The sequence below is a fragment of the Chryseobacterium limigenitum genome (genome assembly GCF_900114875.1).
GTDB classification, from domain to species: Bacteria; Bacteroidota; Bacteroidia; order Flavobacteriales; family Weeksellaceae; genus Chryseobacterium; species Chryseobacterium limigenitum.
On record NZ_FPKW01000002.1, the window covers coordinates 417,499 to 444,471 of the forward strand.

The window sequence follows — 26,973 nt, forward strand, 5'->3', positions numbered from 1 at the left end:
AAATATTTTTTTAAAGATCATTGTTTTCAATTAATACATTTTGGGCTATTTGTTCATAGATTTCTTTTGTAATATCTTCTTTTGTGTAAAGGAAATTTGGTTCTAATCCCTTATGAACGAAATCAAGAAAGCCTACTGATGGAGCTACAACACTATTCATGTTTGTTTTTATAATTAAATCCAGTTGAAGTGTTTTTAACCATTCCATTTCAATATTAGAGTCCTTATTCAAAAATTTTCTGTATTCAGACAGTTTCCAAAGGTCAATTAAAATTTCAAATTTTTTATCGAGATCTTTATTTACAGATAGTTCAGGCAAAATAACTCCTTGCAAACTCCTTATAGTCTTTTCGTTAATTGTAACGGGTAAAGGAGCTAAATTTTCCATATCTATATCTTCTGTTCCATCAATCATATTATCATAGGCGGAAATTAGGTCTTTTTTCAATCTAAAACCATTCCGTGCTATATTGTTATTAATACTGATGATTGTGATAAAATGGTAATCAATATCTCTCAAAATACCTAATGCAAATAATAAATTTTCAACATTTTGTGTGTCTGAAAAATCAAAATTCATTATTCCAATTGTTAAATAAGTAAGAGTGTCTGTTTCTTCTATTTGGTCAGGATAAACAAATTTAAAATTTGAAGATGCTTCTATAAGTGCTAATGAATTATTGAGGTTATCCAATTTTATATTCTTAGCATTGAGCCACCATTCTTCAACAGCTTTTCGACCAACTGGAACCGGTATTTTATTTTCTAATGGAATTTGTGATAAGTAGTATAAGATAGAAGCATATAATCTTTCATAATGTTTATTCTCTTCTAGGCATATATTTTCTGAATCAAAATATGCTATGGTCTTTTTCTCTATTGCCCTGAAAGCATTTTGCATATCATTAAGACTAAAATAAATGGCTTTGAAGTTTATTAACGCAAGATTTCTATCATGTTCGACTTTTGGTAAGAGAATATTAAATATTTGATTGTTGATATTTGTAAGTGAAGAAATCCAGCTGTTTATCTCTTTTTCACCTTCAATACCAGGTTTTGCCTCATTGTATCTTTTAAAAGTCGGATATTTTTTCTTAAGTATTATAGAGTTATTAAGAATACTTCTGCTTTGATCTAAAGAAGTTACATTCTTTTTTATTTTATTCTGATTTCCTTCTAGAAGAGCATCAATTATTCTAATCACATTTTTTGTCCATTCAATAGATATTTTTCGGATGTTCAATATACCTTCTTGCCAACTATAAGCAGAAGATTCTTGATACATTTTTTGGATTTCAGCATACCAGATTTGATTCAGATGAACTTCAAATGAGTTGCCAATTATTTCAGGGCTAATTTGTTTCATCGAATCCTGTTTAACTATTGAAATCATTTCTTGAGATGGAAAAGGAAGCATCAAACCTTCAGTACAATATTTTTCGTAAAACGGTAAAAAAATGTATATATCGTCAATTCTAGACATACTCAGATTGTTTGCGTGTTTTGCATCTTTGTCGAATAGAAGATATTTAATCTGTAATTGATTATTTTGTTCCTCTATACTTACAGAATCTGTATTGACCTTGAGATAGCTAAAAATCGGATCTTTATTTTCTATAACGAATTGTTTGTAAACTAATGGGTTTCTGAGCTGTAAGAATGACATAAATTCTTTTGCCTCTTGAAAATCCATTTTTATTAACTCATCTATACTGATATTTTCTTTGATTAACGAAAGATTAAAAGGGATTTTTAAGAAATTATACCACTTTACCAAAAATCCCAGTCCCTTGTAAGAATCAAGTGATAATGAGCGTTTCTGTAAACTCTTGTTTAGTGCTTTTGCAAAAATTATTACATCCGAATTATCAAATTGATATTTTGGCAATTCGCTTTTTAATTCAGAAAGGTATTTGAAATTGCCACCTTTATCCCCTAATATTTCTGCCATTTCATTTAGAGTGTTAAGCTCGGTAAAAGGGGTGGAGGTTATAGTAAATAATTCTATACCACCTACCTTATATGCATCGTCAAACTTTAATTTATTCTCTAACCAATATTGTTTTGGCTCAGCATGCATAATTCCATCTAATGCAATAACGATGTTTTCAAACGAATCTTCAGAGATTATTTCTGCTAAAGCTTGGTAAAACGAATTTTTGTCTTGATTAGTTAATAGGATATGTATGTTGCTAAAGAAGTCTTGTTTATAATCATCTGTAATTATTTTGAATAAATTTTTAAGAGATTCTTCTACGGGTAAATTTTTATGTAATAAGTCTGTCAGGTGAAAAGACCGAACAGGATGAAGTCCTTCTACATAGTTGCCTCCAAAATTTAAAAAATATTCTTTTTCTAATTCATTGAGCAATTCACCTCGATCCTGTTCAAAACCGATTTCAGATTTTATGTAATTAATTAAGTTTATGGTTTTTAATTTAATATTTAAACAATCTGCAAGAGAAATCATACGTAAGATTTCTAATTTTGCCCCTGATGATCGAGAATTAGCTAAATATTTTAATTGAGTAGAGAGTCTTTCCTGGATCATTTGACCTCTTGTAAGTAAGTATGTGTATTCAATCAATAATCCTTTAGGATGAATCTGTTCCCATACTGGCTGCCATTTTTGTATATCTGGGTGTATTTTTCGTTTTCTTTTGAATTCCTCAAAAATTTCTTTAGCTTCAGTCATAGAAAGTGAAATATCAACCGTCATTAAATTAACTTGTGAAATATCTGCACCGAATCTAAACCAATCTTCCTGTCTAGTTGTAATAAGATACTTAATAGGAAGATCTCTTGTCCTTGATACTATTTCAAACCATGCTTCGACTAAAGTATTTAAACCATCAATTACTAAAAGAGGCTTTTCTCCAATCAGTATTCTGGATTCCAAAAACTCCGTTATTGAGTTAGCTTCATTGAAACTGTTACAGTTGCGTAACTCATATATAGAGTAATTATTTTTTTCTTTTAAGTCTAAACCTGTTTGCCATGCTAAAGTAGATTTTCCTTGCCCACTTGATGATTTGATTACAGTAACATCCGAACTGAGTATATTATCACAAATTGTTTTTTGCCAAATTTTTCTTTTTACGGGTAATCCTAAACTGATATGGATAGGTCTTGCAGCCTTCCCATCATAAAAGTCATCTGAGTTGTGGCTTTCTATCGCTGAATATGATACTTTTGTAATCCAATTATTTTGAAAAGCTTTATTTACAGGTGCTTTCGAATAAGAATCTTTTACGTCTTGAAAAAGCTTATTGATATCAATGTTTGTCACTATTATTCTATCCTTTGACCATACGAAAACATTATAAAATAATGATCTTAAAAATTGAAATTCAGTTCCTTTATTTATTCCCCAATTTTTAAATAATAAGATAAGAATGTCATTAAATAATTCTGTTGAAGTCTTATGCTCATAAGATATACTTTGTAAAAAATCCTGATAATTTACACTATATTTTAGTGTTTTCAATTTTGCCATCCAAAAATCGGAAAGTTCCTTTTTATGTATAAGTGAATGAAGGTTTCCTTTTGAGATTTCCATATTATATACTAGCTTAAACTTACTGATAGGATTTAATTCGTAGGTTTCTGCAAAATTTTGTAATACTCCTAAGTTCCAGAAATCGCCTGCATCCATTTTATTTATGGATGATTTGATCTGAATATACTCATTATCCATTAGAATATTTTGAGATGTACTTAAATCAATATCTTCAATTCCTTCCATTCTGATTGATTTCCTTTCAGAAGGGTGGTTAAGTTCTTTAAGTAATAAATAGGATGCATAAAGAATTTGGTAATGAACACCTCTGAAGTTGATGGAACCTCCAGTTCTTTTTTTTAGCAAAATTTCTAATTCTTCAGTAATCTTATTTAATGTTGGTGCTTTGTATTGGGTGTTCATAGTGTTGGTGTATAAGTAAAACTTTGATGCTATTTACAAAAATAAACCATTTACGAATTAATCTAATACGTTAAACCGTATTAGATCTCACAGATTACGAATTTAGGAGCATAGTTTTTGGGACTAACTTTCTATAGAAATTGAGATTTTTGTCAATAAATCTATATTACTGGCTTTTCCTATCTAGTTCTTGGGGGAAAATAAAAGTTTGAACAGGTTCAATATAAGATATACCTGCAATCAAAAAATAATAAACTTTACATTACAAAAACATTGAAAAAAGCTTTAAACCACAGTTAGAAAGCCATATTTTTATCCTTTGCACAATGCAACTTGTGCAAGGTAAAAGTATTTTTCTTGTCGGAGGTGTGATTTTATAGTTTTTTAATTTTAAAGTTTTTTGGAAATAATTGTTCTAGATTTTGGAACAGTTGGGGAATCTTTATTCATGAAAAATTGATATGGAATGCCATACCAATTTAATGTGTTGAAAGTACTTACGAAGAAAAATCCTCATCTGTGATAATTCCGTATCCTTCAGAATACAGCTTAAGAAATAAGAGATTATTGAGAATTTCTGGAGCTACAATAATATATTGCTCCTTGTTTTTACAAGAAAGCCAGTTTTCATTGCTCTTTTCAATATCAATATCCCCAACTTTAACACAGTTACTTCCTTTTTCATCGATACTTTCTTTTTCTGAAGGAACAATTACAATCATTTCTTTAACATCTTCAGTAGATAGCTCTTCAAAGGGTTTCTCTGGCTGATACTTTATAATAGGAGTGCATCCCATGTTCATAATATCAGACAAAATTTTCTTGACTTCAATGTCTTCGACTTCGACTTTAATTTTCATTATAATTTTGTTTTGTTTTCCGACAAGAAGGCTGTCGGTATAGCCATGCTATAAATTTATAATTATAACATAACTCATTTATAATGAATTGTTTGTAAAAGTCAATCCAATTTCATGAAGTTAGATTTTCCATTCGGGATAGATGCCGTTTTCTACGATTTGTACTATTAATTTTTTGAATGAATCAGGGATGTTTTTTTCATTATATCCTTTATATATTTCAATAGCCGTTTTCTTAGAAAGATCTTTTAAATTAGGGTGTCCCAAAGCTATTCTTAAAAGTTTTATATAACCCGAACCTTCTAGAGTTAATTGTTTAACCTGCTTACTTCCTTCTTCTAATATTTCTAAACAAATATTATGGACTTTATTAGGATGATTACGATAAGCAAGTAAAGTATGGAAAACAATATTTTTTTGTGTGATTTTCCAGTTTATAATAATCTTTTTTGTTTCTTCTCTCCACAAAGGATGTTGATAAAAATTGACCTTCAATAAATTAATATAATTTGAAAAACTGCTGATTTTTTGTTTTAAAAAGCCATAATTAGCAGGGTTAAAGTGACTTTTTAAATAAATATTTTCATCTGATATTGTTTTATAATTTTTAATTTTATGGTATCTATTAATAATAGTTGTTATCAACTTATTCAATTCATTGCTTATTTCTTGATAATGAGAGAAATAAACTAAGCAATTGTAAATTATCTTATGATTCAAATTCAATTCTTCATCATTTAGAATTTCATTGTAATAATATTTTTTTATGTCATCATCCTTACAATACTCTAAACACTCATAAATAATAAGTTTATCAATCGTTTTCCAACGATAATTTTGAAAAATTTGATTTGACAAGTTCTGTTTTGCAGAATGAGTTGCGAAGGAAAAACACTTTTTAAAAAGATAATAATCTATTCTTTTATAGGTGTCCTCATCATTAAAAAAAGCTTTGCTAAAACTAGCATTCAAGGAAAGACTGTCTGCAACTAATAAAGATTTAATAACCAAAGCGTTACTTGCATTTTTCCAATTATTATTACCGAGTAAAAATTTAGCAAAATAATATTGCTTTATATTTGTTGTATATGATAGACAATTGCAGATAAATTCATTAGTAAATCCACACCAATTATCGCTACTTAATGCCCAATTGGAAAAAACTCGTTTCTTTTGACTTGAAGCAAATTGGAAACTTTTTTCAATCAAATGGCTTCCTATTTTTTTATAGTCATATTCCAAAATTTTGTTACAAAATGTTGCTTTATATTCTGAAGATATTAAGGAAATTAAATTATGCTCTTCAATGTTTTCCAAGTGATCCTTTTGTAAGAGCTTCTTAATAAAATAATATTTAGTAATTTCATCACTGTTATCACATAAGTAATGATTAAATAATTTATTAATCAAACCCCAATTATTTTCAGATAAAGACTTTATTAGGAAATATTGCCTAGAGTCATTATTAGCATATTGTAAACAAATATCAATAATTTCATACGAAATGAATGTTTCTTTTTCATGTAAGATACCTTCTATAAATGAATTGACTTTCTCCCTATTCACAAAATAGCCCATTATACACGAAATGAAATCTGAACTATAGTCTTCTAAATTTGAACTATTCAGAATTTTATGTAGATTTCCAGATATTAACAATTCATTTTTAATTTGTCGAAAATATTTCTTCCAAAAGAATGTTGAGAATCTTGAAAATATTTTATTCTTCCAAAATAATTGTCCCAATTCAATCATAGTATTATCGTCTAGGTCAAGTTCTCCTAATTGATACATATAATGAGGCTTTACATTACCTTTATTGATTAAAATTTTAATACAATCTATGATTTCACTTTCGTCTACAAAAATATTTTTTTCTTCTCTTAAGAGTGTCGAAAAATAGTTAGATGCAGAGTAATCATCTCCTTGTTCAATAATCACTTTCAAGAAATCAAGTTTAATATCAAACTCCTGCCATTCTTCAATAAGAATATTTTTGAATCCTAAATCTGCAAAGATATCATGATGAAACCGGATGAGATCATGTGCATTAAAATCTTGCCTACTATGATTTTTATTGATGTAAGATTTCAATCTGTCAAGTATAGCATTGCTGACATTCCATCTACGAAATTTATTAAAAATTTGTGTATTGTCTTTTTTATTATAGTGATCTGCAATTTTCAGGAATGTTTCATAAGAAATAAGTATTTTATGTTCCCCATATATACATCCCCAATAGTATAGAGCTTTAGCAAGCCCAACATGTTTCTTTTTAATAAATCTCAGATCACTCTCAATAACTCTCTGAAATACCTGCTGTGGCTCAGAAAGATCTAGTGTTTCGTTTTTAAATTCTTTTTGGTCTATACGAGCCAAAATAAAAAGCAGTAAGAAAAGAGAAGATTTATAGTCTTTATTTTCACCTAATAATCTTTCTGAAGCTAGTTTCCAGTCGGGATACTTTTCAACAATTTTTTCAATGATTTCTACGTTTTCATCCGAAGATAAATGCAATTCAAAGCCGTTATTTCGATGGTTTTTATATGATTCATCAATTGTTCTGTCTCCGATAACAATTCTTATATTATTAATGCTTTTTGCTTTTTTAAGAATGTCTATTCCAGTTTTTTTATTTTCCTTTTTAAATATTCGATACCAATCTTCAATGATAATCAGAAACTTTTGAGTTTCATTTTTCTCTACTATATTTTTAATTGCAGGAAATCCCTTTTCTATAAATGCTTCAATATTAACATCTTCCACCCAAACAATATGGATTGGTTCATCGTGAAGATCAACAGCAATTCTTCTGAGAGTTGTCGATTTTCCTGAACCGGCTGAACCACAGATTACTGCGGTTACTTTCTCATCTTTTTCTTCAATAAAGCTATTTGTGATAACCTTCTTTAAATCATCATAGCCATTTCTTATGATATCATATTCGTTTATAATTCCATACCATTGGCAATCATTATTTTGTGTTGCACCATAAAATTTAGTCTCAGTAAAGTGTTTCCTTGTTTTTACTTTTTCAATAAACGCTTTATCAATAATTTTTATTCCTTCTATTGTTAATCTTTCTGCTGAAACATAATAATCTCCTTCCTTATCCGAAAGTACATCATTCAAAAATGCTTCATCTTCCTTTAATACCTTTGTTAAAATCTTCTCATCAAAGCAGTTGAATAATTTCTTATACCCGTCAAAATAAAAATTGTATAGATCTATAGCTTGTTGAGAATTTTCTGTAGGCAATCCATTTTTACGGTGTAGTCGAATTGCTCTTACTCCATAGGCAACATTTTTCGAAGATGGTGTTCCTACTAAAAACTGTTTTAAGGGAAGATAGCCAATTAAGTTTCTAACAATCTTCCGAGTATCTTCGTCTGATTTCCCATAGCATAACTTGAGCAGATCCAACTTATTTTCCATAAAATGGGCAACTGATCCTGCATCGCTTGACGAAATACCTTTCACGAGCTTTTCGATATCTTCAAAACTTTTTTGCATATACCATCGTATGTTTTAACTTCTAAATATACTCAATTTACCGTTTCTAAAAAAAGGATTAAAAATCCCTAGACATAATGTAATACATTATTTATCCTCAAAAATATTTTTTTTATCACTTGTTTACTGATTGACTTTGTCTAATGAAGGATCTACTTCCAAAAACAATGATATGGGAGTATCTTCATCATTATCATCTTCATCATCGATGTCAGGACGGAAAATAACAGACCAGTCTCATAGTTGGCAATGCATGATGGAAGAGAGTCCTCTTTCATCGATCTTATACGGAATCCACATTTCCACACCCGTCAGAGCATGGAGACAAGCCAATATATCCTTGACCTTGTCCTCATTTTGGGGACGATCCACAAAATCAGCATCAATCCACACATCCCATCCCAACTGCTTGGCAATAGTCTGCATCAACTTAAATTGAAAGAGATTGCTTTCTTCCAGCGAGTTAAACTCTTTGGCATCCGACTTCTTCAAAATCTCTGCATAGATTGGGTTTTTATTAAGATTGGCAAACGATTTTCCTTTCGTATAATCTTCAGGATCGTTATTCAAATCTTTCATCATAAACTGAGGTTTTATAGTAGGGTTGTCCATAGAAACAAATGCTACTCCATTGATATTATGAATGGTAATACCATTTTTATTAACTCTACTACTGTAGTTAAGTTTTGCAAATTTGTTATATAAATCTATTTTCTTTTCATCGTGAGGTTTAACATAGTCATACATACGTTCAATAGCCTCTTTATTAAGAGTTTGATCCATTTTTTCAAGCGATCACATATCATTTTGTCCTTTAATGCGGGATTTTACATAATTCTTGATTTTTTTCAAAGACAAATAAGTGCCATCCAAGTATAATACATGATCTTCACGCTTAATATCCAATGTGTTTGGGTCTTTGGCAGATTGTATCCATACAGGAAATTTTCACTGATATCTTTTGATGATTTTATCAAAAAGAACGGTATGTTCCTTCATAAATTCAAGAAAATCTTTTCATTCTTCGGGTGTTAGTGTTTGTGATTCATCATCCAGTTTATCAGCAAGCTCTCTGATATGCTGTTCTTTAAATTTACTGTTTGAGGCTACATGATTTATAATTTTCTTAGCAAAATCACTTTGCAGAGCTTCATAAGGCTTGGTAATAGCACAATGCTTAATCTCATTATCAAGAGCAAGTTTATTTAAAGGAGTTTTAGACATATTCATGATAACGCATAAATAAAATAGTGATTTTATGATGATTCTAATCATTTTTATGGGTTTGTCAATAAAATTCAAAGAATTTTTACATCCGTTTTTCAAGTTTAAACGGGAAAACTCAGACTTTAAATGTTAAAGTTTGTTATAATGTGTTAAAATTTGCTCATCCATATTAACATAAAATTACTTTTTAAGAGAAAAACCGTTAAATTTTCACTTCATTTTGCCTCAATACTTTACAAAACAATTTTCCTCAGATTTTCCAAAACAGGGTGTTTTTTCTTCAAATTTTCCTTGAATTTTCACATCTAACTAACTGTTTATCAATTGATTGTATTGTTTTTTTTGCCTTACATTTGTCACGGAAAACAACAGCAAATAGGTTTTTAAAAAACAAAAAAATTATAGAGATATGAAGACACAAAATTTTTCCCCTGTTACAGATCTTCAAAAAAATGAAATTTGTATCGTACGAAATAAAACTAGAGCGGTTGAAACTTTAAAATATGATGCTGAAATAATAGGCGATTTTTCAAAACCTACTCTATTACAGTTTAAAGCATTACAAGATGCGTATGATTTCTATAACAAAGAATTATTCTATCCTGCTTTTGGGCAATTGTTAAGTCCTGTAATGCTGTCTTTAAATGATAACTACAAAAGAGTGTCTTATGGATATTATGCCTTTGATAAATATAAAGACGAAGAAGATAATCTTCTTTCACTTATTAATCTGACTCCTGAATATCTGAACCGCCCTTTTATAGAAGTAATGGGAACTCTTGTACATGAGATGTGCCATCATTATCAATATACTTTAGGGGTCAAAAAACGAAAAAGAGCCGCTTACCATGATAAAGAATTTGCAGAGATTATGGAACGTGTAGGACTTATTTGTTCTACTACAGGCGAACCAGGAGGAAGGCAAACAGGAAGAAGAGTAAGCCATTATGTACTTAACGGAGGGGCATTTGAAAAATTAACCCTAGATGCTCCTGAATCCCTTAAAACGCCTTTTACAATAAATAAGAACCTTTTTGGAAGAGATAGAAATTTTAGTGATGAACACTCAAAAAACCTGAAACTAAAAATAAAATACGAATGTCCAAATTGTAAAAACAAGGTATGGGGGAAGCCAAATTTACAAATCAACTGCGTTCCCTGTGATACGATCTTAAAATAGCAATTACAACACATCACAAACCTACGCTTCTGCAACTATTATTCAATCTACTACCGTTGCCGTAGGTTTATAAGCCGTCTCAATGCTCTCTAATTAAGAGACGGCTTATTCTTCAACAACAAAATAACCTCAAATATATAAAAGCTATGAAAAAATTTATACAAAATCTCTTCGGTAAAAAGACAGCATCTCTTGCCAATTTTCCAATAACATTGCTCTTTTCTACACGGAATGCAGATGGAAAGGTTGTTGAATCTGAGGTTTTTGAGCAATGGCTGTATTATGTGATCAACAGAATCCCAGCAACTATGGATTGTATTTCTGATACGGTTACCAATCTCTCAATGTCAAAGCATTATCAAGCTATTGAAGAAGAAATACTGATCGTAAAAATTCAAAGTTCCGATTATTCGATTACCTCAGATGAGCTGGAACAAATTATTGCTTCATTCTTAAAGTTCGGCAAAAATATCTTTCAGAGTTACGTAAATTATTCTGTGAATGGTATAAACTATACACTTCCCGTTTCTTAAACTGCAATTTCTGACCAACAGTTAAACTGTATGTTCCATTGCAACAGCCCCCAAGTCATATTCCTCTTGTTTTCTAAATTATTGGGGGGGGGTCTTCTAAAATAGTCATTAAAAATAAAATATCAAATCATGACACCTGTTTATCCACATTCAGACGAGTCTACCAAGGGAGTGATGTACTTCATCGCAGGTAAAGAAGGAACTCCGGCTTCTTCTTTAACCGACAGTCGCAATGTCACTCTCTTGGCTACCACATCTCTCACCATTGCCATTTTATTTGGTGGTTCTATCGGATTACTTATGAACAATTATCTTGATAACGGCATGGTTAGCTTCGGTATTTTCCTGCTGATCAGCTTTCTGCTAATACTGGTCAATAAAATGCTGTTCCAATTCCAGTCACAGCATCAGGGAAAGTTAGTTGTAATACTAACCTATATCATTTTTTATTTAGTGCTTTCTTACGTTGCAGTGGTTCAACTTATGACGTTCTATTATCTTCAGCCAGAGATCAATACCATCAATAATTCCGAGAGCAGTATCTCCATGTTTTCCGCAATGATCCAAGTTATAGGCCATTTAGAATTGGAGCAGAAGAAATCTCTACAACAATTCCAGTCGATATGCTTTATAATACCCTTCGTATTGTCCCAAACATTACTACTCATCAATTATATGATCCTTCGGAACAGAACCATGAGCCACCCCGAGTTTCAACTGGAACAAATTAGGCTGGAAATTCAACAGGCAATTCAAAAAAAACAAAAAGAATATGTCCAATTATTTCAAAATCCAACATCGACTGATGAGCTTTTTGAAGAAGGTAATTCTGAAGAACAACGCTCAGAAACTGCTCAGAGATTACTTCAGGAGATTGCCTCTCTTAAATCGGGACTTCAATATCTGGATTAAAAAAATTAACATAAAAATTATACATCATGCAAAAGTTAAAACAATTCTTGGCTTCGCTTCTTCCCACTTTCAGAAAAAGAGATGAGCTGGCTCGATCTAAAGATTTCCTACAGCGCTTAATAAATTCAGAAACAGAAGATTTACGGAAGTTAGCCTTGACTAAAATTCCTCAAAAAATTTCAATTTTTGAATTTAAAGATAGTTCTATCGCAAGGTTTATCTCTGAACTGAACGCCATTAAAAACAAACACCTGGCTCAATGCAAAAACTTTAAAACTGACCTCAAACGCTATTTAAACTTTGTTTTACTTGAAGATAAAAGCAATGAAATAATGGCAGTTGTGGAGCAGAAAGAATTGGCTGAGGAAAAATTAAGATTACACCAACTTCATCAAAATCATTCTGATCTTTTAGCAAGTGATATTCATACCACCCAATCGGATATTGCATCAAAAAAATTACACTCAGAAGCTTTAAAAGCTACCGATCATTTAAAAATGGTAGAGATGAAAGGGACGGCTATTCATCTAGCACACGCAGAACACGTGCGATTAAAAGAATTGAGTATTGAAAATTCTAAGAAGGCTTTAGAGGAATTGGGTTCCTTACCGAAAGAACTTGAAGCACCTCACTATCCTGATGCTCCTGAATTTGATTTGAATGTGAACGTGGGTGTGAGTACTGAAAGTAACACGAACGCCACTTCTTCTTTTGACGCAAAAAGTACCCCAAATGATGTAGCACCATCTCAAAAGAAAATTGAAAAAATTGCTGAGAAGCTAGCCAACTTCGCCCGTAAAATAGAATTTACTAAACCTGTTGATGAATTTACGTTGTTATCAAATCATTTAGAAAAACAAATGACTTATGGTTATCGATTCGGAGAAATTTATAATGATGAAGAAACGCCTGAAGAGGATATAGTGCTCGAAAATGAAACCTCTCAATCGATTCATATTCCGCCCATAAAAGAAAATTCAGTGTTGGCTACCGTAGAAAAAAAGGAGGTTTTTATCATCAATGGAATCAATTTACTGGCGGTAATTCCTGAAACCATTATTATGGCTACTGCGGTAAGTTTTATTTTTCATGTAGATCGCGACAGTTGGGAGTTTTGGCTAATGGGTATGGCTTTCCTATTATTCTCTAAGAATATTTCCATTCTGCTTATCAATCCGGTTTTGAAATACTTTAAAAGTAACGGTCAATTATTCCGAATAAAGAAAATGGCAGTCAACAGGCTGATGTTTACGGTTTTCGTGCTCTCGTTTTTGTATTGTATTTCGGTATCCAATTTATTCCTTGAAATGTCCTACAACGAGCAACTGACCCAAAAGTATGTTTTGCTTAAAAAGGAATATGTAAGTGCAACAAAAAATACCGCTCTGCAAGATGATGTTTCCACCGCTTCAACACAGGAAATGAAAGATAATGAACAACAATTAAAGCGTCTAAAAGACAAACTATTTGTCGCAAATGACGAACCTACACTTCTACAGATCATCACAATTTGTTGTACTATGGCGATTACGCTTTTATGTTCCAGTTTATTGAATGCTATCGGATTCATCTTGGGTACATCGCTTTTCTTAAGAAGAAAACTAGAGAAAACAACAAACAGCATAACACATTTGCAGGAGCTTTTTGATACCACTAAAACAGAACTGGGATTATTCCGTGCTAAAAGCCACCGTATTATAAGACTGTATTTTGAATTGGAGTATCTACACCGCTTGACGGATAATAACCTGTCTCCGCATACCACCATCCATCAGTCAAAAAATTTCGAGGAAACTTTATTACCACTTAATGGTAAAAACCGCTCTTCCCACAATTATCAAAATCATACTTCCTAATATTTAAAATTATCACAATGAAAAAATTCAATCAATTCTTCATCAGAATTAAAACCGACTTAGTAAAAACCAAATTTTTAGTTGCAGTTTTCTGTTTTCTGCTTTTATCCTGCAACAAAAAGCAGGAAAACAATTCCCAACAGGAAAAATCCGTCATCGTTGTCGTCCAGGATCTTTCAATGTCGATGAATCCTTCTTCATCTGAAATTGCTCAGGAACGGAAGTTTGTATCCCGATTTTTAGAGAAAGGAATGACCTCTAAATTCGATTTAATGTTACTGTATTCTAATTCGACTTCAAATTCGGTCACCAATAATTTTAAAATTGAGTGGCAAGTAACAGAGAAAGCATCTTCGGGCTATCAAAGCAAAAGTGCTAAAATGCTTGAGGAGTCTGCAATAGAATCCGAAAATGACGAACAAAAATCGACAATGATTAATAAGATGTGTAAAAAACTCTTTGATGAAATGCCGAAGCAAAAGTCTTCACAAACAGAAATCATTGAGCTTATTGCAGAGTTTGAGAAATTAAATGGTAGATATTCTGATATTAAGGTTCTCTTCATCAGCGATTTGATACAATCCAGCAGTCTGGCTAATTGGGATTCAGACTTCCCGAAAGACAAAAAAGATGCAGAAAATAAAGCACAAACTGATACGGAAAAGCTGAAAAATAAATTTGGTCTTTCCGACACCGCTCTAGGTAAGGTGACCCAAATTTCCGTTCTGATTCCAGCTTCGGTGGACAAAAAGAAAACCATAACGCCACAATATTATTACAATACGTTGTTTGGGAATTTTAGCTACCATAAACCGATTGAGTGGAATTCGTTATAACCTAATTCAACTTTCACAGAGGCGGTTGAAATATTACTGCCTCTATTTTAAATAATCTACAATCATGAAATAAAAACATCATGGAAAATTTATTAAATAAAAATGACATAAACATATTTTTAGACCTTGAGTTTGCAAAATATAATAAGCAGAGAAAAGAAGAATTGATTAGAAATTTTTCTACTATGCCTTCTGATGAACCATTCTCACAAAGGCTCAATGACTGGCTTGTCTCGTGGTATAATGATCAGAAGGATCATGTACACTTTGAATTCGTTACTGAAGACGATTTCAATCCGAAAGATATTAAAGGTACTTTAAATCGATACATAGAACGTTTTGAGAAGGAACGGGTTATCAGAATTTGGACCGGATCGTCAGATAATTCGATGTTCGGAAATGAAGCAGTCAATGTTTTATATCGTTGTTTCCACGACTATGTTCATATAACCCAAAAAGCAGGCTTTGATTTCGCTGGAGAGTCTTTTACGGCTTTAGTCCAAGCCTCTCTTATTCCATCAGACTGGTTGCTGGAAAAACAATTGATTATGACAGATATCGTAGGTTTAAATCTCTATCACCGAGCCCATAACAAGGAATATGTTGTAGATCAACGCCAATTCATAATAGACTTTTTGAAAAATCCAGCTGATGCAATATTTAGAAAGCAGATTGCTAAATAAATCATTCTGTAAATATTTAATTAGAAAATACCGATTAATAAAAAAGCAGTATCAATTACCTTAAAAAACAAAGCGATGAATTTTAATTTTAACGACCCTAATAAGCCTATCCAGATTATTCAAATTGATACTCTAAGTCTTTTTGAAATCATAAAACAACTCAAGCCCTTATTGTCAGAAAAAACAACTCCCAAAAAGTGGCTTACTCTTAAGGAAGCTAAAACCTTGCTGGGAATTAAATCTTCGACTACTATTCTGAAGCTAAAGAACGAGGGCAAGTTACGTTATTGCAATCTCACAAGTAAAAAAATATTGTACGATTATGATTCTATTATGGAATATCTAAAGTCAAATGCGGAGGATACGTTTTAAAGTCCCTTTACTATACCAAATTTTGGAGATGCTAACGATTACAATTCAATAATCAAATTTTATAAAGCCACAGTATCTTTTATTTTGTTGAGCCCAAAATTTTCTTTCAAAGCATCTCGAATAAAATTGTGCTTATGTAATGTTTAAATACTTACACTTAGGGTTATAATTCTACTGAAATTCCGCTATCGGTTGTTGTTGGATAGTGCGATTTGAATTTCATTTCTTCCTGAATTTCTTCAGTTCTCCACAACGAATTATATTCTGACGTATAATTGAAGTAAATATTGCATGGAGCATTCCCTTCAATGACGGATCTTATGCATTCCTCATGCGGTAAATGATATCTGTCTCCATTGGTTGAAACCAAAATATGTTTTGCTTTAATTTCATTAATGATACTTTTATCAGTACTTCGCTTGCTTCCGTGATGAGCCAGTTTCCAGGCATCCAGTTTCAGCTTATCCGATTGAGATTTCAGAAGTTTTATTCCTGACAACAGTGCTGCTGAAGGAGAATCTCCTGCAAAAAGGCATGATTTGTCTTTATATTTTCCGATAAAAGCTATAGAGCTGTTATTGGCTACACTTTTATCAGCTCCGCCTCCGAGTATATTTGCAGGGAGAGATACCGGTTCATCATATCTGGTATCGTTTTTCAGTTGTTTTTCAATAGTTCCTTTTTCATTGATTTTTTTGAGCTCTTTTTTCCAATCAAGGCACAACTCCCTTAACGCTTTTACAGAAGGAGCTAATAAAGTTATTTCAAAACCTCCTGCAAGTGTAATTTGAGGGAGCTGCGCAGTATCTCTCACAGCTATTGCATTTCCTGAAAAGACACTGTTGTGAGACAGTTTATTCTTAATAATAAGATGGCTTAAATATTCTCCTTGTAAAACTCCAAGAAGACTTTCCATAATATCTTTTTTATTAAGCTGCTCAAAGCCGTTAAACCATACTTCTTTTACCTTATAGGGGAGTGGTGAACTATTAAGGAAAGTTACGATTCCGTCAATATGATCAATATCAATGTGAGTGATTATTAGCAATTCAATTTCTTTCATTTTGGGAGCAACCTTCTTTAAGCCTGCAATCATTTTTTCATATCCGTAGTACGGACCTCCGTCAATGAGGATATAATGAGGTTCTTTCGGTGTACCATATTCTATCAGGATAGCATCACCGAATAATGCGGGAAGTAAATGAATATTATACATATTATTTAGCGATTTTAATTTTCCAGTCTGCGTCACCATGTGCGAGCAGAGTAAGAGCCATCATCATTCCTTTTGCAAGAAGCCTTTGTCTGAGACGAAGTACAATTTCTCCGAATCGTTTACTTTTTCCGGCTTCACTTCGCAGGATTTCAACAAGTTCACTGACTATTACTGTTGCTGCTTCACCTGTTATTTTTGTAAAGTTTGATAGTACCATGGCAGCTCCTTTTCTAATGATAAAACTTACGGTATCAAATAAATAGGCATTGGTATTTACAGTTTCACATCCTATAAGGATAACAAATGGAGGTTGGGATTTGTAATTATTTGTATTAAGATACCTTTCGTCAAAATGGGTCATGGGTAAAAAATCTCCGCTTGCAATTTCCAGAGCATCTACCGCAGCAATATCATCATTTTCAACGTGCACTATCAGAATTAAGGTGTCGGGATCTGTTACCGGAATTGTATTTTCCCAGTCTATCCAGCTTTTAATTTCGACAGGAGTTTCATGAGCCTTATGATTCAATGTATTTTTCATTTTATCATAACTGCCTGGAACTGCGGCATCAACCCGTTCTGTACTTGCATACATCATTTTTTTTAAAATATCAATGGAGGGTCTTGAATCATCGGGTTCAAAACGGAGAATGAAATCTGAGCCTTCTTTGTTCAGATCTTTAGGAAACTGGTGTCTTTCTATAACCTGACTCAATCCCCAAAAACCAAACGGACAAATCGTATTATATTCCTCATCCTGTGTTTTTAAGCATCCGCAACATTTGCCTTTTTCCAATGCTTCTTTTGCATGGGTACATAGAGATGCGTCACGTGTAGGAGGTTTTAAAGTATAAGCAAAATCAATAGGTATGTATTCTTCTCTATTGCTCAGTAATTGTAAAGGGCCGTCTAATTTAATTTCTTTTAAAAATTGCTGATATAGCAAATACCCATTATTGGCAAGCTGAATGAATAATGTAATGTTATCAGGGTCTTCCAGAGCAGCTGGGTTATTCATTAAAGCTCCTCTTTCAATAAGCTCTTTAATTCTATCTATTATTACTTTCAGGCTATTGGTATAGGTAAGGTTTTCAGATTTTCGCTTTTGAAAAGTGGTTAAGGAATTTTTTTTGCCATTTTTTTCTATGGTAATACTTGCACTGAACAGACTTTGTTGGGAAAGGTTGTCTAAATTCTTTAAAATTACTGATGTCTTTAACTCAGGTCCATTTTGAAAGCTGGAATTATTTGATTGTCCAACTGGAATGCGGTATAGGACTTCATGAATTTTTTTGCCCTTATAGTAGGCTCCTATTTTAGCCTCTAATATTGCTTTTTTTGTACTTGTTGTAAAATCTATTTTAGCAATTGAGCTTTCTCCTTCACGGGGTAAGGTAATGCTCTTACGATGTAATTCTTTACTATTTTTGAAAGAAATAACAAGATCAATATTGATTTTTTTTAATTTTTTATCCTCAAATATTTTCTCAACTTCAATTTTCTGATCTGCAATTGTCCAACCATGAGAGATATCCTTATATCCAATATTTACCCACAGTTGATAAGAAGTTTGCGGTAATAAATACTTATTTGCAAATGATTTATCTTTCTTGTTATATACGGAAGCTCTTAGATATCTTGGTCCACTTGGTTTTGTTTGATACTCTCCTTTATCTTCGGGTACAACTTCTATAAGTTTAGCGGATTCAAGCTCTGCATTGACGTTGTTAACAGAATAGGAAATATCCGTAATAGAATTAGCCAATTCCCCCTCAAGATCATAAGAAAAATTACTACTGTTTTTTTTTATGAAAGCAGAAAGCTCTCGGGAATGCATTGTTTTTGATCCAAATCCGGGAATATTAATTTTGAATTTCTCATTGCGCGGAAATGAAGGTGAGCCAGTCCGTTTTCCTATTTTTGTAAGATAATCGGAAAGTTTTGTTTTGGTATTAAGATTAGGAGATATATAGGATTGCAGAATCTCTGCATCAGAGGCTTCAATAGCTTCTACAACTCCTTTATTCTGAGAAAGCTCTGTCATAAACCCATCATACCATTCCGGGATTTTAAGGTCAGAATGAATAAAATAAAGACCTCCGGCTTCCGTTCTCTTGGTCCATAATTTTGCAAATTGGCTCAATGGAATTAGCTCTTTATTTTTACCCAGAAAATTTTTTTCCTCAATGATAATGATAATATCTGTATTGGTAATTTGAGTTTGAGGAGAACCTTCAAAAAAAATTAAAGCTTCTTTATACCCTTTAAAAAGCAGAATGTTAGAGAAAAAAAAATTTTGCAGATGGCTTTTTTCAGGTTTGACAATATCATAATAACTTAAAGTTTTTAATGACCTAGAATTTTGAAATTCCAGGTCTAAACTATTGCTTATGTATAATTTTACAGGCCACTCCCATGTAATATTTTTAGCCTTGGGAAGTTTTGTATTTTCATTATCCATGACTTTACATTCATTTTATAGGTGTCATTTCAACATCAACTACTTCAGAAGCCTGATTTTTTGGTACAGAAGATCCAAGTACAGAAGATTTAATTTCCTGCTCTCTCTTTTTATCTCTTACGGTAAGTTCAAATTCAAAATCAACATTGGTAGTAGTATATTTGTGTTTGTTGATTCCCAATTTGTCAAAATCTCCATGCAATGTGGTATAGCTGTTAATAATACTTCCGATTGGCTTGTCTTCCACATTTTTAAGGTATTTACCTGCTACTTTGGCAATGCTGGTGATAAGGTCTAAAGCTGCTGTTACAGGAGTAGCTTTTGAAGCCATGGAAGCTATTTGTCCGGCAATAGATTTATAATCTGAATCATCTTTAATCTGTGACATGATTTCTCCAGCTTCACGAAGTCCTTTTTTAGATTTTACCACAGAGCAGAATACATGGATCTGATTTGGTGATTTCGATGAGGTAGCAGAAGATTGCCAATAATAAATAGTTTTATTGATTGGTAAATATTCATGATCGCCTATTCGCGGAAACCCCTGAAGGTCTATGCCTCCGATCATTTGATTTCCTGCGTCTCCCACTACAATAACAAGGCAATAAAGGCTTGCTCTGCCGGGGAAGAAAAGAAAAGGCTCCGTTTTGTTATCTTTAATGTAAGGGGGAAGTAATCTTAGTTCCACTCCGCTTACGGAGGATGAATGATCTATATCTCCTAAAACAGAAGAAGGAGGTGTTTCAACAAGAGGACTTCTGTAAAGAATGTCGTCGGAAAAAAATTGAATAGCCATAATTTTGTGATTTTAAGGTTAATATTTTATAAAAAATTAAGTGGATTAATGCGTGCAATCTGATCAAATTCTTCTGTTGATAGACCTCCCATCATATCGGCAAGCATCTGCTTATCGGTTTTATGCTTTCGTACCATATAAAAGTCTGTGCCAAAAAGTACCCGCTCTTTTAGCTTAGGGTTTTTGAGGGTTTGACGTAGAAGAGGCAGTATATTTGCATCACTGTGTAAAATATAGCTGATATCTGCATAGACATTATCATGCTGTAACATCATACTGCAGATCAGGGAATACCAGTCGGTGTATTTCCATAGCTGTTCTACTTTTATTCGGGATGCTTTACCGTTTGCACTGAGAAAATCTATACCTCTGTCAGGATAAACATTAATCTGATGTGCCCAATTGTCCCGGTCTTTTTCCATAAATTTCACCCATTCTTCATCTCCTCCGAAATGAGCGAAGCATATTTTTAAATGACTCAGGTCGTTCTCAATAGTTTCTTTATCTTCGTTGTATCCAAAAAGTTCACGAATATTTTTATCTTTTGATTTTCCAACTAATTTTGCAAGCCATTCTTTTTTCAGTAGGCAGGCATAATTCATGGGATGAGTAAAGATTTCCTGAACATCTTGTGCATTTATCTGTGGTAAAAGTAAGGGTTTAAAATATTTTTCATTTTTCGGATCATCATCCTGATTGCCTTCATATTGTTCAAAAACAGGATGTTCATCCCAGCTTTTCTCTTTGCTTCCCCTATAAAAGATTGACCCTATAATGCAATGTGTCATTATAGGGATGTCATTATCAGCAGCATACTTCCATAATGGTAATAATCTTTCATCAAAGGGATAATATCCTAAGGCGGGATAAATTTTAAAACCACTAAATTTATGTTCTTCTATGTAAGTTTTAATAAAGCAGGGTTCTAGAATCACTTTATCTTTCAGGATGCTGTAATCAAATAAATTTTGTGATCCAACCTTTGTACGACGGGGATCAACAAAAACAAACGGATAAATTTTTTCAGGATGACATTGTTTTATTTTAAGCAATTCTTTCATTTGCTCTGCATAGCTTTTCAAAGGCTTCCCTGCTCCCATAAATTCCATGTCCATAGGTAATACAATGATTGCTGAATTATCGGGATATTGTCTGCGTAATCTTGAGAAGATTCTGAACTGATCTTGATATCGTGCAAAGTGAACAATATTCATATATCGTTTTGCCAGCTCTTTGGTTTGCTTCCCTGGCAACATTCCCATGAGTTTGGAGAATTTTCTCAAGATAAATAAAAGTAGATTTCTTCCAGAAGGAAAAAATATGAATAGGACAATAAGCAATAGGCTTTTAAGCCACCAGTTTTCTGCTATTACTCCTAAAAAAGACTCCTGAATCCAACTTGTTGCGGTATCGGCATATTTTGTTGACAAATCGTTGGATATCATCCAGTCTTTAATGAAATAGCGGTACAATTCATAAAACATCAGCGAGAAAATAAAAAGCCCGATGAAAAATTTTAGAATTGCCAATATAGTATATCTTACCAATGCAATTCTGATTTTATAAAGAGTCTGCTTTAATATAATATACCAGCGTTGATATGGCCATTTGTAAGGACTATTTTCATTGTTGAACCACCACTTTACCAAAACTACCATTTTACTTATGTTGAGAAGTCTGTAAAATGGTTCAGGAAGAAAAGTTTTGGCTAAATAAGGAGGAACATAATCAGAAGTGAAAATGTGCGCATGGCAATTAATGATGGGCGGCTTTTTGTCAGAAGATTTCTTTTCCATTACCGTATATTTTTACAGATGATGAACAATAAGTAACGGAACGGTAAATAATTTGCTTTGAAAGAAGCAAGTAGGTAGAGGTGGATTTCATAATAAAATGGTTTTTAGTTTATAGCTAATGTACAATTTTTTCAGAATAAAAGTATATTTTCACCCACTAAATTATATGAACCCCAACAAAACTTATGAAAAAAAATTCTAATGAAAATCTTCTCTTATAAATTATTGTAAAAACAAATAAATTACACAAAGCCATTTAAAAAGAATTACCCTCAAAAAATTCTTATAGATGAAATTGAAAAAGAAGTCTATCAAAAGTCCGTTTATAAAATTTCTGAAATCAGCATTATGATTCTGCTTATTTCTATAGATTATAATATTTTCGATTATTCCGATAACACTAAGTTATATCATTTTAAACCATTTAAAACCGAGAAATGTTGTACCCAAGATTTCCGGGCATAAAAAAGTCCTCTTAAAAAGAGAGCTAAGTCATTGATTGTCATATAGTAAAATAGACGGAACTTGAGCCCGTACATCCTTGTGGATAAAGGTTTTAAGTCCTATGAATATTGGTTCTAAATATCGTACAATGGCTTATTTGGGGGAGTTTGTGTCGATATAGGAGTCCCGTAATAAACCAAGATAAACCATCATAAACCGCCATTTGTTCAAAACCTACCCCTCCCCAAACTCCTTCAACAATTTTTTATCAATCAACCCTTCCAGAAAAGGATTTACAATCCCCTGCTGATAAGATTTATTGATAACATTGTACATGAAAAGATTGGTTTCTTTCTGTTCCTGTATAATTTCTTCAATCAGTTCGGGTGTTAAAAACTGAGCTCTTAACTCCTCTACTCTCTGCTTTTTCGCAAGATTTTTTTGTTTTTCCAGTTCGGTTTGTTTAGATTCTAGCTGTCCAACATTTTTTTTCTTTTGCTTTTTTTCCGAGAGACTTTCAATTTCTTGTTTGTAATATCCGTTTTGCAGAGCCTTTAGAAAAAATCAACTTTTTTGTTTTACGGATGTGGTTTTAAAATAATCTTTGCAGAATTTCAAAGTTTGTTTGACAAACTCTTCTTCAAATTCGGCTAAAATTTGATTTTCCAAAACCGATTGAGACACGCCGAAAGACTTGATTTCATCGTGCCATTTATTTTCCTTACCGCTTTCATTCTCATTTTCCGTGTCATTATTGGTATTATCACTTTCAATGACCGTCTTTTTATTTTTGTGTATCGTGAAAACCAATTTTTCCACACTTCTGGAAAATTCAGAGATCTCCTCAAAAGTAAAACGGATGTCGGTATGTTTTTCAATATCTTCCTGAGCCTTAAGCAAAACCCTCTTTTTGAAGTTGGCATACTTTGCATATTTATCTTCTACACAAAGAATTTCTTTCAGTTCCTGAACTTCAAAAATTCTTTTTCCGATTCATTCGTAGCTCTTTAAAAGCTCATAAAAACGGATGCTGTGACCGGAAGAAATTTTCAGAATATTTTTTAGGTCGTACAAGAGAAATTTCGATTTCAATTGCAGAAGATAAGGTTTAAGAACCGGATGAAAACTCGCTTCCAAGACTCCTCTGCCGTCAACGGAATATTTAAATGACGAAACCAGAGCCGTTTTAATTTCTTTGTCTTTACCTTCCTCTTTTACAGGAATGGTAATAATCTTTTTGAGCATTGAAGTGGTCAGCGAATTAATCTCCGCATAAATATTCTTGTTTTTGATCCCGAAAGTTTGGATAATATTTTTAATCGGAATATTGTAGGTTTTAAAATCTTCGTCCTTGTCCTGGATCATACTGATGATCAAGGTAAATAGCCTCATTTCCATCAGATTAAAAGAATATCTTGCAGTGACGAGCTCATGGGATTTTTTTACGGTAAGTTGGGTCATTTCTTTGATTGTACAAAGTAAAATGTAGTATGTAGAATGTATTTTACAATTAGTTTTTGATTTATTATTCGTACATTATTTAAAAGCTACCTTTACAAGCTACTGTAATTTTTAAATGTTATATTTCAATATATTTTTCCGTTAAACCCTAAATTTGTTATACTTCACAGAATCCTTGAATAAGTAGCCATTCCACCTTGTTTATGCAGCTGTAGTGCCTTAATTCCGGTACTTTTTACCCTGAATTTGTTATATTCCGCCCTGTTTTTGGTATCCTTTGCCCTAAATCTGATACCCAATGCTTCGTAAAGCCTTTGCAGTAGCCAATCTCAAAGCCTATAAACAATATAAGAACGTAAGTGATATAACATCTTAAACAGAGATAAAATAAAAGCTTAGTTGTTGTTAATTTTTAGATTTTTTTATCAATAACGGCTGAAAGCAAGAGTTTAAATACAATTTATTGAATCATTTCTTATTTTTAATCTGTAAAATAAGCTACATTTTCAGGGTATATTCAAAAGATTGTTTCAGGTTTAACAAAGGTTTTTTTCGGTGTTTGAATTGGCTTTGATAAAGAGATTCAGTGTCTAAAGTCTATTGATAATCTTTAGTTTTAAATTTCACGAATAGCTACATTTTTAGGGTAACTAAAGTTTTTCCATTTAAAATCTAAAATTTATAATTTCGGGGGGCTACATTTTCAGGGTGGTAGACTCCTCTGCTCTAAAATTTCAGATTTCCTGTTGCAACAAGAACCACAAACAAAACTAAAATAATAGTTACCGCAATGGCAATAATAAAGTAAGTCGTTGCTTTGTTGGAGACACCCAATAATTGACCATACATTTCCTGGATCTGATTTTTAGCTTCCTGTTGATTGTTTTGCAGCTGGAGATTGTTTTCTTTGTAGATATTGATGACTTCATAGTTTGATTTGATTACTTCTTCCTGCTCCTTAACTTTGAGCTGCAACATAAAATTTTCCTGTTTGATTTCCGTTGCCACTCACTCCTCTGCTCTGTTTGGTTGATGGTTGTCAGTCGTTGGTTGTCAGTCGTTCGTTACCGATTCGGTGGTAGATTCTAAAGGTTTACCCATTGCATCTGCCATTTTTTTCAGATCGTCCCGGTTCAGATAACTGCTCTTTCCTTTGGAATCTACTTTGTTAATGAATTTGATATTCAACTTGTTTGCCCGGTTGTACAATGTAGTTGAACTCACACCCAACATTCTCTCTGCCTCTGCTTTTGAAATTTCCATAAGATGTTATTAATGATAAATGATTTTGTATTGATAATTGACCGATAACTTTTGGTTATCACGCAGTCTAAAGTCAGTGCAATACTTGCTTTTCTAATGCTTTATTACAACGGCATCAATGCTTGTAAAGCCTTTGTTACAGGATTTGCAAAACTTTATAAAACGTTGGAAGATGGATTGTCAAAGGTTTTAAAGACGTTTTTAAAACCCTTACGGATTTATAAGCATTGAAAACACTTTTTCAAGGTCTTTACCTTAACAATCCCTTGACATTCATTGTATAAGGTTTGTTCATGTTTTAACAAACTTGAGTTTTGCTTTGCCAAGGCATTGTAAAAGCAGGGCAGAGGAGTGTGTAAACCCTTATCAACACATTGTACAGCATTTTGCAAAGACGAGGAATCAACTGGTTCTCTTGATGAATTAAGCATTTACAAAGGATGTACGAACCTTCATAAAACCTTATTAAAGCAGAGCGGAGGAGTCTGAATTGATGTAATAATCTAATAATGAAACAGTTTAACAATGCTTTGATTATGTTATAAATATAGCGTGTTTTTAATTGATGCATTGGTAAATTGATATATTGTTACATTGCTGAAAGCTGTGTTATATTATTAAAACCATTGCTTTTTAATCTCAAGAGCAATCTTTGCGGTCATCAGAGGCGGAACACTCATCCCACAAACATAGCGGACGGAAGTTCCACAGAAATCAAAATCACTTGGAAAACTGCTCATACGGATGTATTCTGTATCATTGAGATTGCGAACTTCATTGTAATAAACGGCAGTTCAACTCGAAGTTAAAGTAGGAGCAACAATGTTATCATATAATATATAAGTGCTGAAAAAAGCATTGTAAGTGTTGAGGTTCCTGTATTTGGCATCCGCAAATTTCAGATTTTGGTCTCCAAACTCTACATACTGCCGTCTTTCGACAATGGAAGGTCGGAGATGGGGATGAGAAGTTGAGTTTCTATCAACAATTTCTCCGAAATAAACAGGTGGCTCGTTAAAATTTAAAACTAAGTCCGGGAGTTCTAAACTTTTCCTTCTTGCAATAAAGAAAATACGTTCACGAGCTTGCGGAACACCCATCGTTGCTGAATTGAGTCTGAAAACCTGTATTTGATATCCTAAATTTTCTAATCTTTCAAAGACTTCAATCGCATATTTTTTGGCTCTTCCGGCAACGAGTCCCGGAACATTTTCCATTACAACAACTTTGGGATTCAATTTTTCTACCGTATCACAGAATATAAACACAAGTTCATCCAAAATCTGTTTTTTCTGTCACTCTTTAAATACTTTTTCCTTTCCCCGATATTCCTCACGTTTTCAGGACATCGAAAAGGTACTGCAAGGTGGAGAACCATCCAGAATATCCAAATTAAACAATTCTTTGGGAAGATTAGAACGTAGATTAAAATCCCTGATGTCTTCGTGGTAGTAATATTTGGGGGAGTGATTGGCTTGGTAGATCTTGGCCATTCTCCCATCTATTTCTACACCGCCCAAATGTTGAAAACCTGCGAGCTTATATCCCATCGTAGAACCGCCACCGCCTACAAAAGTTCAGAATACTTTCAGATTATGAACTGGTGGGTAATCATATTTTAAGTTTCGGTCATATTTTAAAT

General features: G+C 32.6%; 21 protein-coding genes and 2 pseudogenes. 7 read left to right on the forward strand and 16 right to left on the reverse strand.

What is annotated here, in order from left to right:
- Positions 1 to 10 precede the first annotated feature (10 nt).
- The 5 genes from BT156_RS04680 to BT156_RS04700 form a co-directional block, all read right to left on the reverse strand.
- Positions 11 to 3,922: a hypothetical protein gene (locus BT156_RS04680; protein ID WP_072407650.1), complete on the reverse strand. Its 3,912-nt coding sequence runs from the start codon at positions 3,920 to 3,922 to the stop codon at positions 11 to 13.
- Positions 3,923 to 4,419: 497 nt separating this feature from the next.
- Complete coding sequence (locus BT156_RS04685) at positions 4,420 to 4,782, reverse strand: hypothetical protein (protein ID WP_072407652.1); 363 nt, start codon at positions 4,780 to 4,782, stop codon at positions 4,420 to 4,422.
- Positions 4,783 to 4,902: 120 nt separating this feature from the next.
- A complete protein-coding gene (locus tag BT156_RS04690) occupies positions 4,903 to 8,295 on the reverse strand; it encodes a P-loop NTPase (protein WP_072407654.1) in 3,393 nt (1,130 codons plus the stop codon).
- A gap of 237 nt (positions 8,296 to 8,532) precedes the next feature.
- Positions 8,533 to 9,042, reverse strand: a complete 510-nt coding sequence (locus tag BT156_RS04695; RefSeq protein WP_139255403.1) for a hypothetical protein — start codon at positions 9,040 to 9,042, stop codon at positions 8,533 to 8,535.
- 270 nt (positions 9,043 to 9,312) lie between these two features.
- Positions 9,313 to 9,570, reverse strand: a complete 258-nt coding sequence (locus BT156_RS04700; protein WP_139255404.1) for a hypothetical protein — start codon at positions 9,568 to 9,570, stop codon at positions 9,313 to 9,315.
- Positions 9,571 to 9,931: 361 nt separating this feature from the next.
- Here BT156_RS04700 and BT156_RS04705 point away from each other — a divergent pair, with 361 nt between their 5' ends.
- Together BT156_RS04705 and BT156_RS04710 are read left to right on the forward strand one after the other, a co-directional pair.
- A complete protein-coding gene (locus tag BT156_RS04705; protein ID WP_072407659.1) occupies positions 9,932 to 10,702 on the forward strand; it encodes a SprT-like domain-containing protein in 771 nt (256 codons plus the stop codon).
- A gap of 146 nt (positions 10,703 to 10,848) precedes the next feature.
- Positions 10,849 to 11,235, forward strand: coding sequence for a hypothetical protein (locus BT156_RS04710; protein WP_072407661.1), 387 nt, complete (start codon positions 10,849 to 10,851; stop codon positions 11,233 to 11,235).
- A 140-nt stretch (positions 11,236 to 11,375) separates the two neighbouring features.
- Here the strand turns inward: BT156_RS04710 and BT156_RS22465 are convergent, their stop codons facing one another.
- Positions 11,376 to 11,507, reverse strand: coding sequence for a hypothetical protein (locus tag BT156_RS22465; RefSeq protein ID WP_262484297.1), 132 nt, complete (start codon positions 11,505 to 11,507; stop codon positions 11,376 to 11,378).
- A gap of 28 nt (positions 11,508 to 11,535) precedes the next feature.
- On the opposite strand from BT156_RS22465, the gene BT156_RS04715 reads away from it, so the two are divergent.
- From BT156_RS04715 to BT156_RS22570, 5 genes are all read left to right on the forward strand, one after another.
- Positions 11,536 to 12,147 (forward strand): hypothetical protein, encoded by a 612-nt coding sequence (locus BT156_RS04715; RefSeq protein ID WP_139255405.1) that lies wholly within the window; start codon positions 11,536 to 11,538, stop codon positions 12,145 to 12,147.
- Positions 12,148 to 12,173: 26 nt separating this feature from the next.
- A complete protein-coding gene (locus BT156_RS04720; RefSeq protein ID WP_072407665.1) occupies positions 12,174 to 14,003 on the forward strand; it encodes a hypothetical protein in 1,830 nt (609 codons plus the stop codon).
- A gap of 17 nt (positions 14,004 to 14,020) precedes the next feature.
- Entirely contained in the window at positions 14,021 to 14,839 is an 819-nt protein-coding gene (locus BT156_RS04725; RefSeq protein ID WP_072407667.1) for a hypothetical protein, read from the forward strand.
- A gap of 80 nt (positions 14,840 to 14,919) precedes the next feature.
- Positions 14,920 to 15,522 (forward strand): hypothetical protein, encoded by a 603-nt coding sequence (locus BT156_RS04730; RefSeq protein WP_072407668.1) that lies wholly within the window; start codon positions 14,920 to 14,922, stop codon positions 15,520 to 15,522.
- Positions 15,523 to 15,597: 75 nt separating this feature from the next.
- Complete coding sequence (locus tag BT156_RS22570; RefSeq protein WP_083582284.1) at positions 15,598 to 15,894, forward strand: helix-turn-helix domain-containing protein; 297 nt, start codon at positions 15,598 to 15,600, stop codon at positions 15,892 to 15,894.
- A 163-nt stretch (positions 15,895 to 16,057) separates the two neighbouring features.
- On the opposite strand, the gene BT156_RS04740 is transcribed toward BT156_RS22570, so the two are convergent.
- From BT156_RS04740 to BT156_RS22340, 10 genes and pseudogenes are all read right to left on the reverse strand, one after another.
- A complete protein-coding gene (locus BT156_RS04740; protein ID WP_170857264.1) occupies positions 16,058 to 17,110 on the reverse strand; it encodes an MBL fold metallo-hydrolase in 1,053 nt (350 codons plus the stop codon).
- 1 nt (position 17,111) lies between these two features.
- The gene (locus BT156_RS04745; protein WP_072407672.1) at positions 17,112 to 19,571 is read right to left on the reverse strand and encodes a hypothetical protein; all 2,460 of its coding nucleotides are present in this window, start codon (positions 19,569 to 19,571) and stop codon (positions 17,112 to 17,114) included.
- Between the two features lie 10 nt (positions 19,572 to 19,581).
- Positions 19,582 to 20,367, reverse strand: a complete 786-nt coding sequence (locus tag BT156_RS04750) for a hypothetical protein (protein ID WP_072407674.1) — start codon at positions 20,365 to 20,367, stop codon at positions 19,582 to 19,584.
- 26 nt (positions 20,368 to 20,393) lie between these two features.
- On the reverse strand, positions 20,394 to 22,163 hold the full coding sequence (locus BT156_RS04755; RefSeq protein ID WP_072407676.1) for an amidohydrolase family protein: 1,770 nt from the start codon (positions 22,161 to 22,163) through the stop codon (positions 20,394 to 20,396).
- A gap of 1,008 nt (positions 22,164 to 23,171) precedes the next feature.
- Complete coding sequence (locus tag BT156_RS22575; protein WP_083582285.1) at positions 23,172 to 23,600, reverse strand: replication initiation protein; 429 nt, start codon at positions 23,598 to 23,600, stop codon at positions 23,172 to 23,174.
- Positions 23,601 to 24,068 carry a replication initiation protein gene (locus tag BT156_RS22580; protein ID WP_072407680.1) on the reverse strand — a complete coding sequence of 156 codons (468 nt, stop codon included), beginning with the start codon at positions 24,066 to 24,068 and terminating at the stop codon, positions 23,601 to 23,603.
- 726 nt (positions 24,069 to 24,794) lie between these two features.
- Positions 24,795 to 25,046: a hypothetical protein gene (locus BT156_RS04770; protein ID WP_162088006.1), complete on the reverse strand. Its 252-nt coding sequence runs from the start codon at positions 25,044 to 25,046 to the stop codon at positions 24,795 to 24,797.
- 75 nt (positions 25,047 to 25,121) lie between these two features.
- A complete protein-coding gene (locus tag BT156_RS22010; RefSeq protein WP_170857265.1) occupies positions 25,122 to 25,292 on the reverse strand; it encodes a hypothetical protein in 171 nt (56 codons plus the stop codon).
- 656 nt (positions 25,293 to 25,948) lie between these two features.
- A pseudogene (locus BT156_RS21850) lies at positions 25,949 to 26,101 on the reverse strand (DNA cytosine methyltransferase); the annotation flags it as partial.
- Positions 26,102 to 26,125: 24 nt separating this feature from the next.
- A pseudogene (locus BT156_RS22340) lies at positions 26,126 to 26,893 on the reverse strand (DNA cytosine methyltransferase); the annotation flags it as partial.
- Between the last annotated feature and the right edge of the window lie 80 nt (positions 26,894 to 26,973).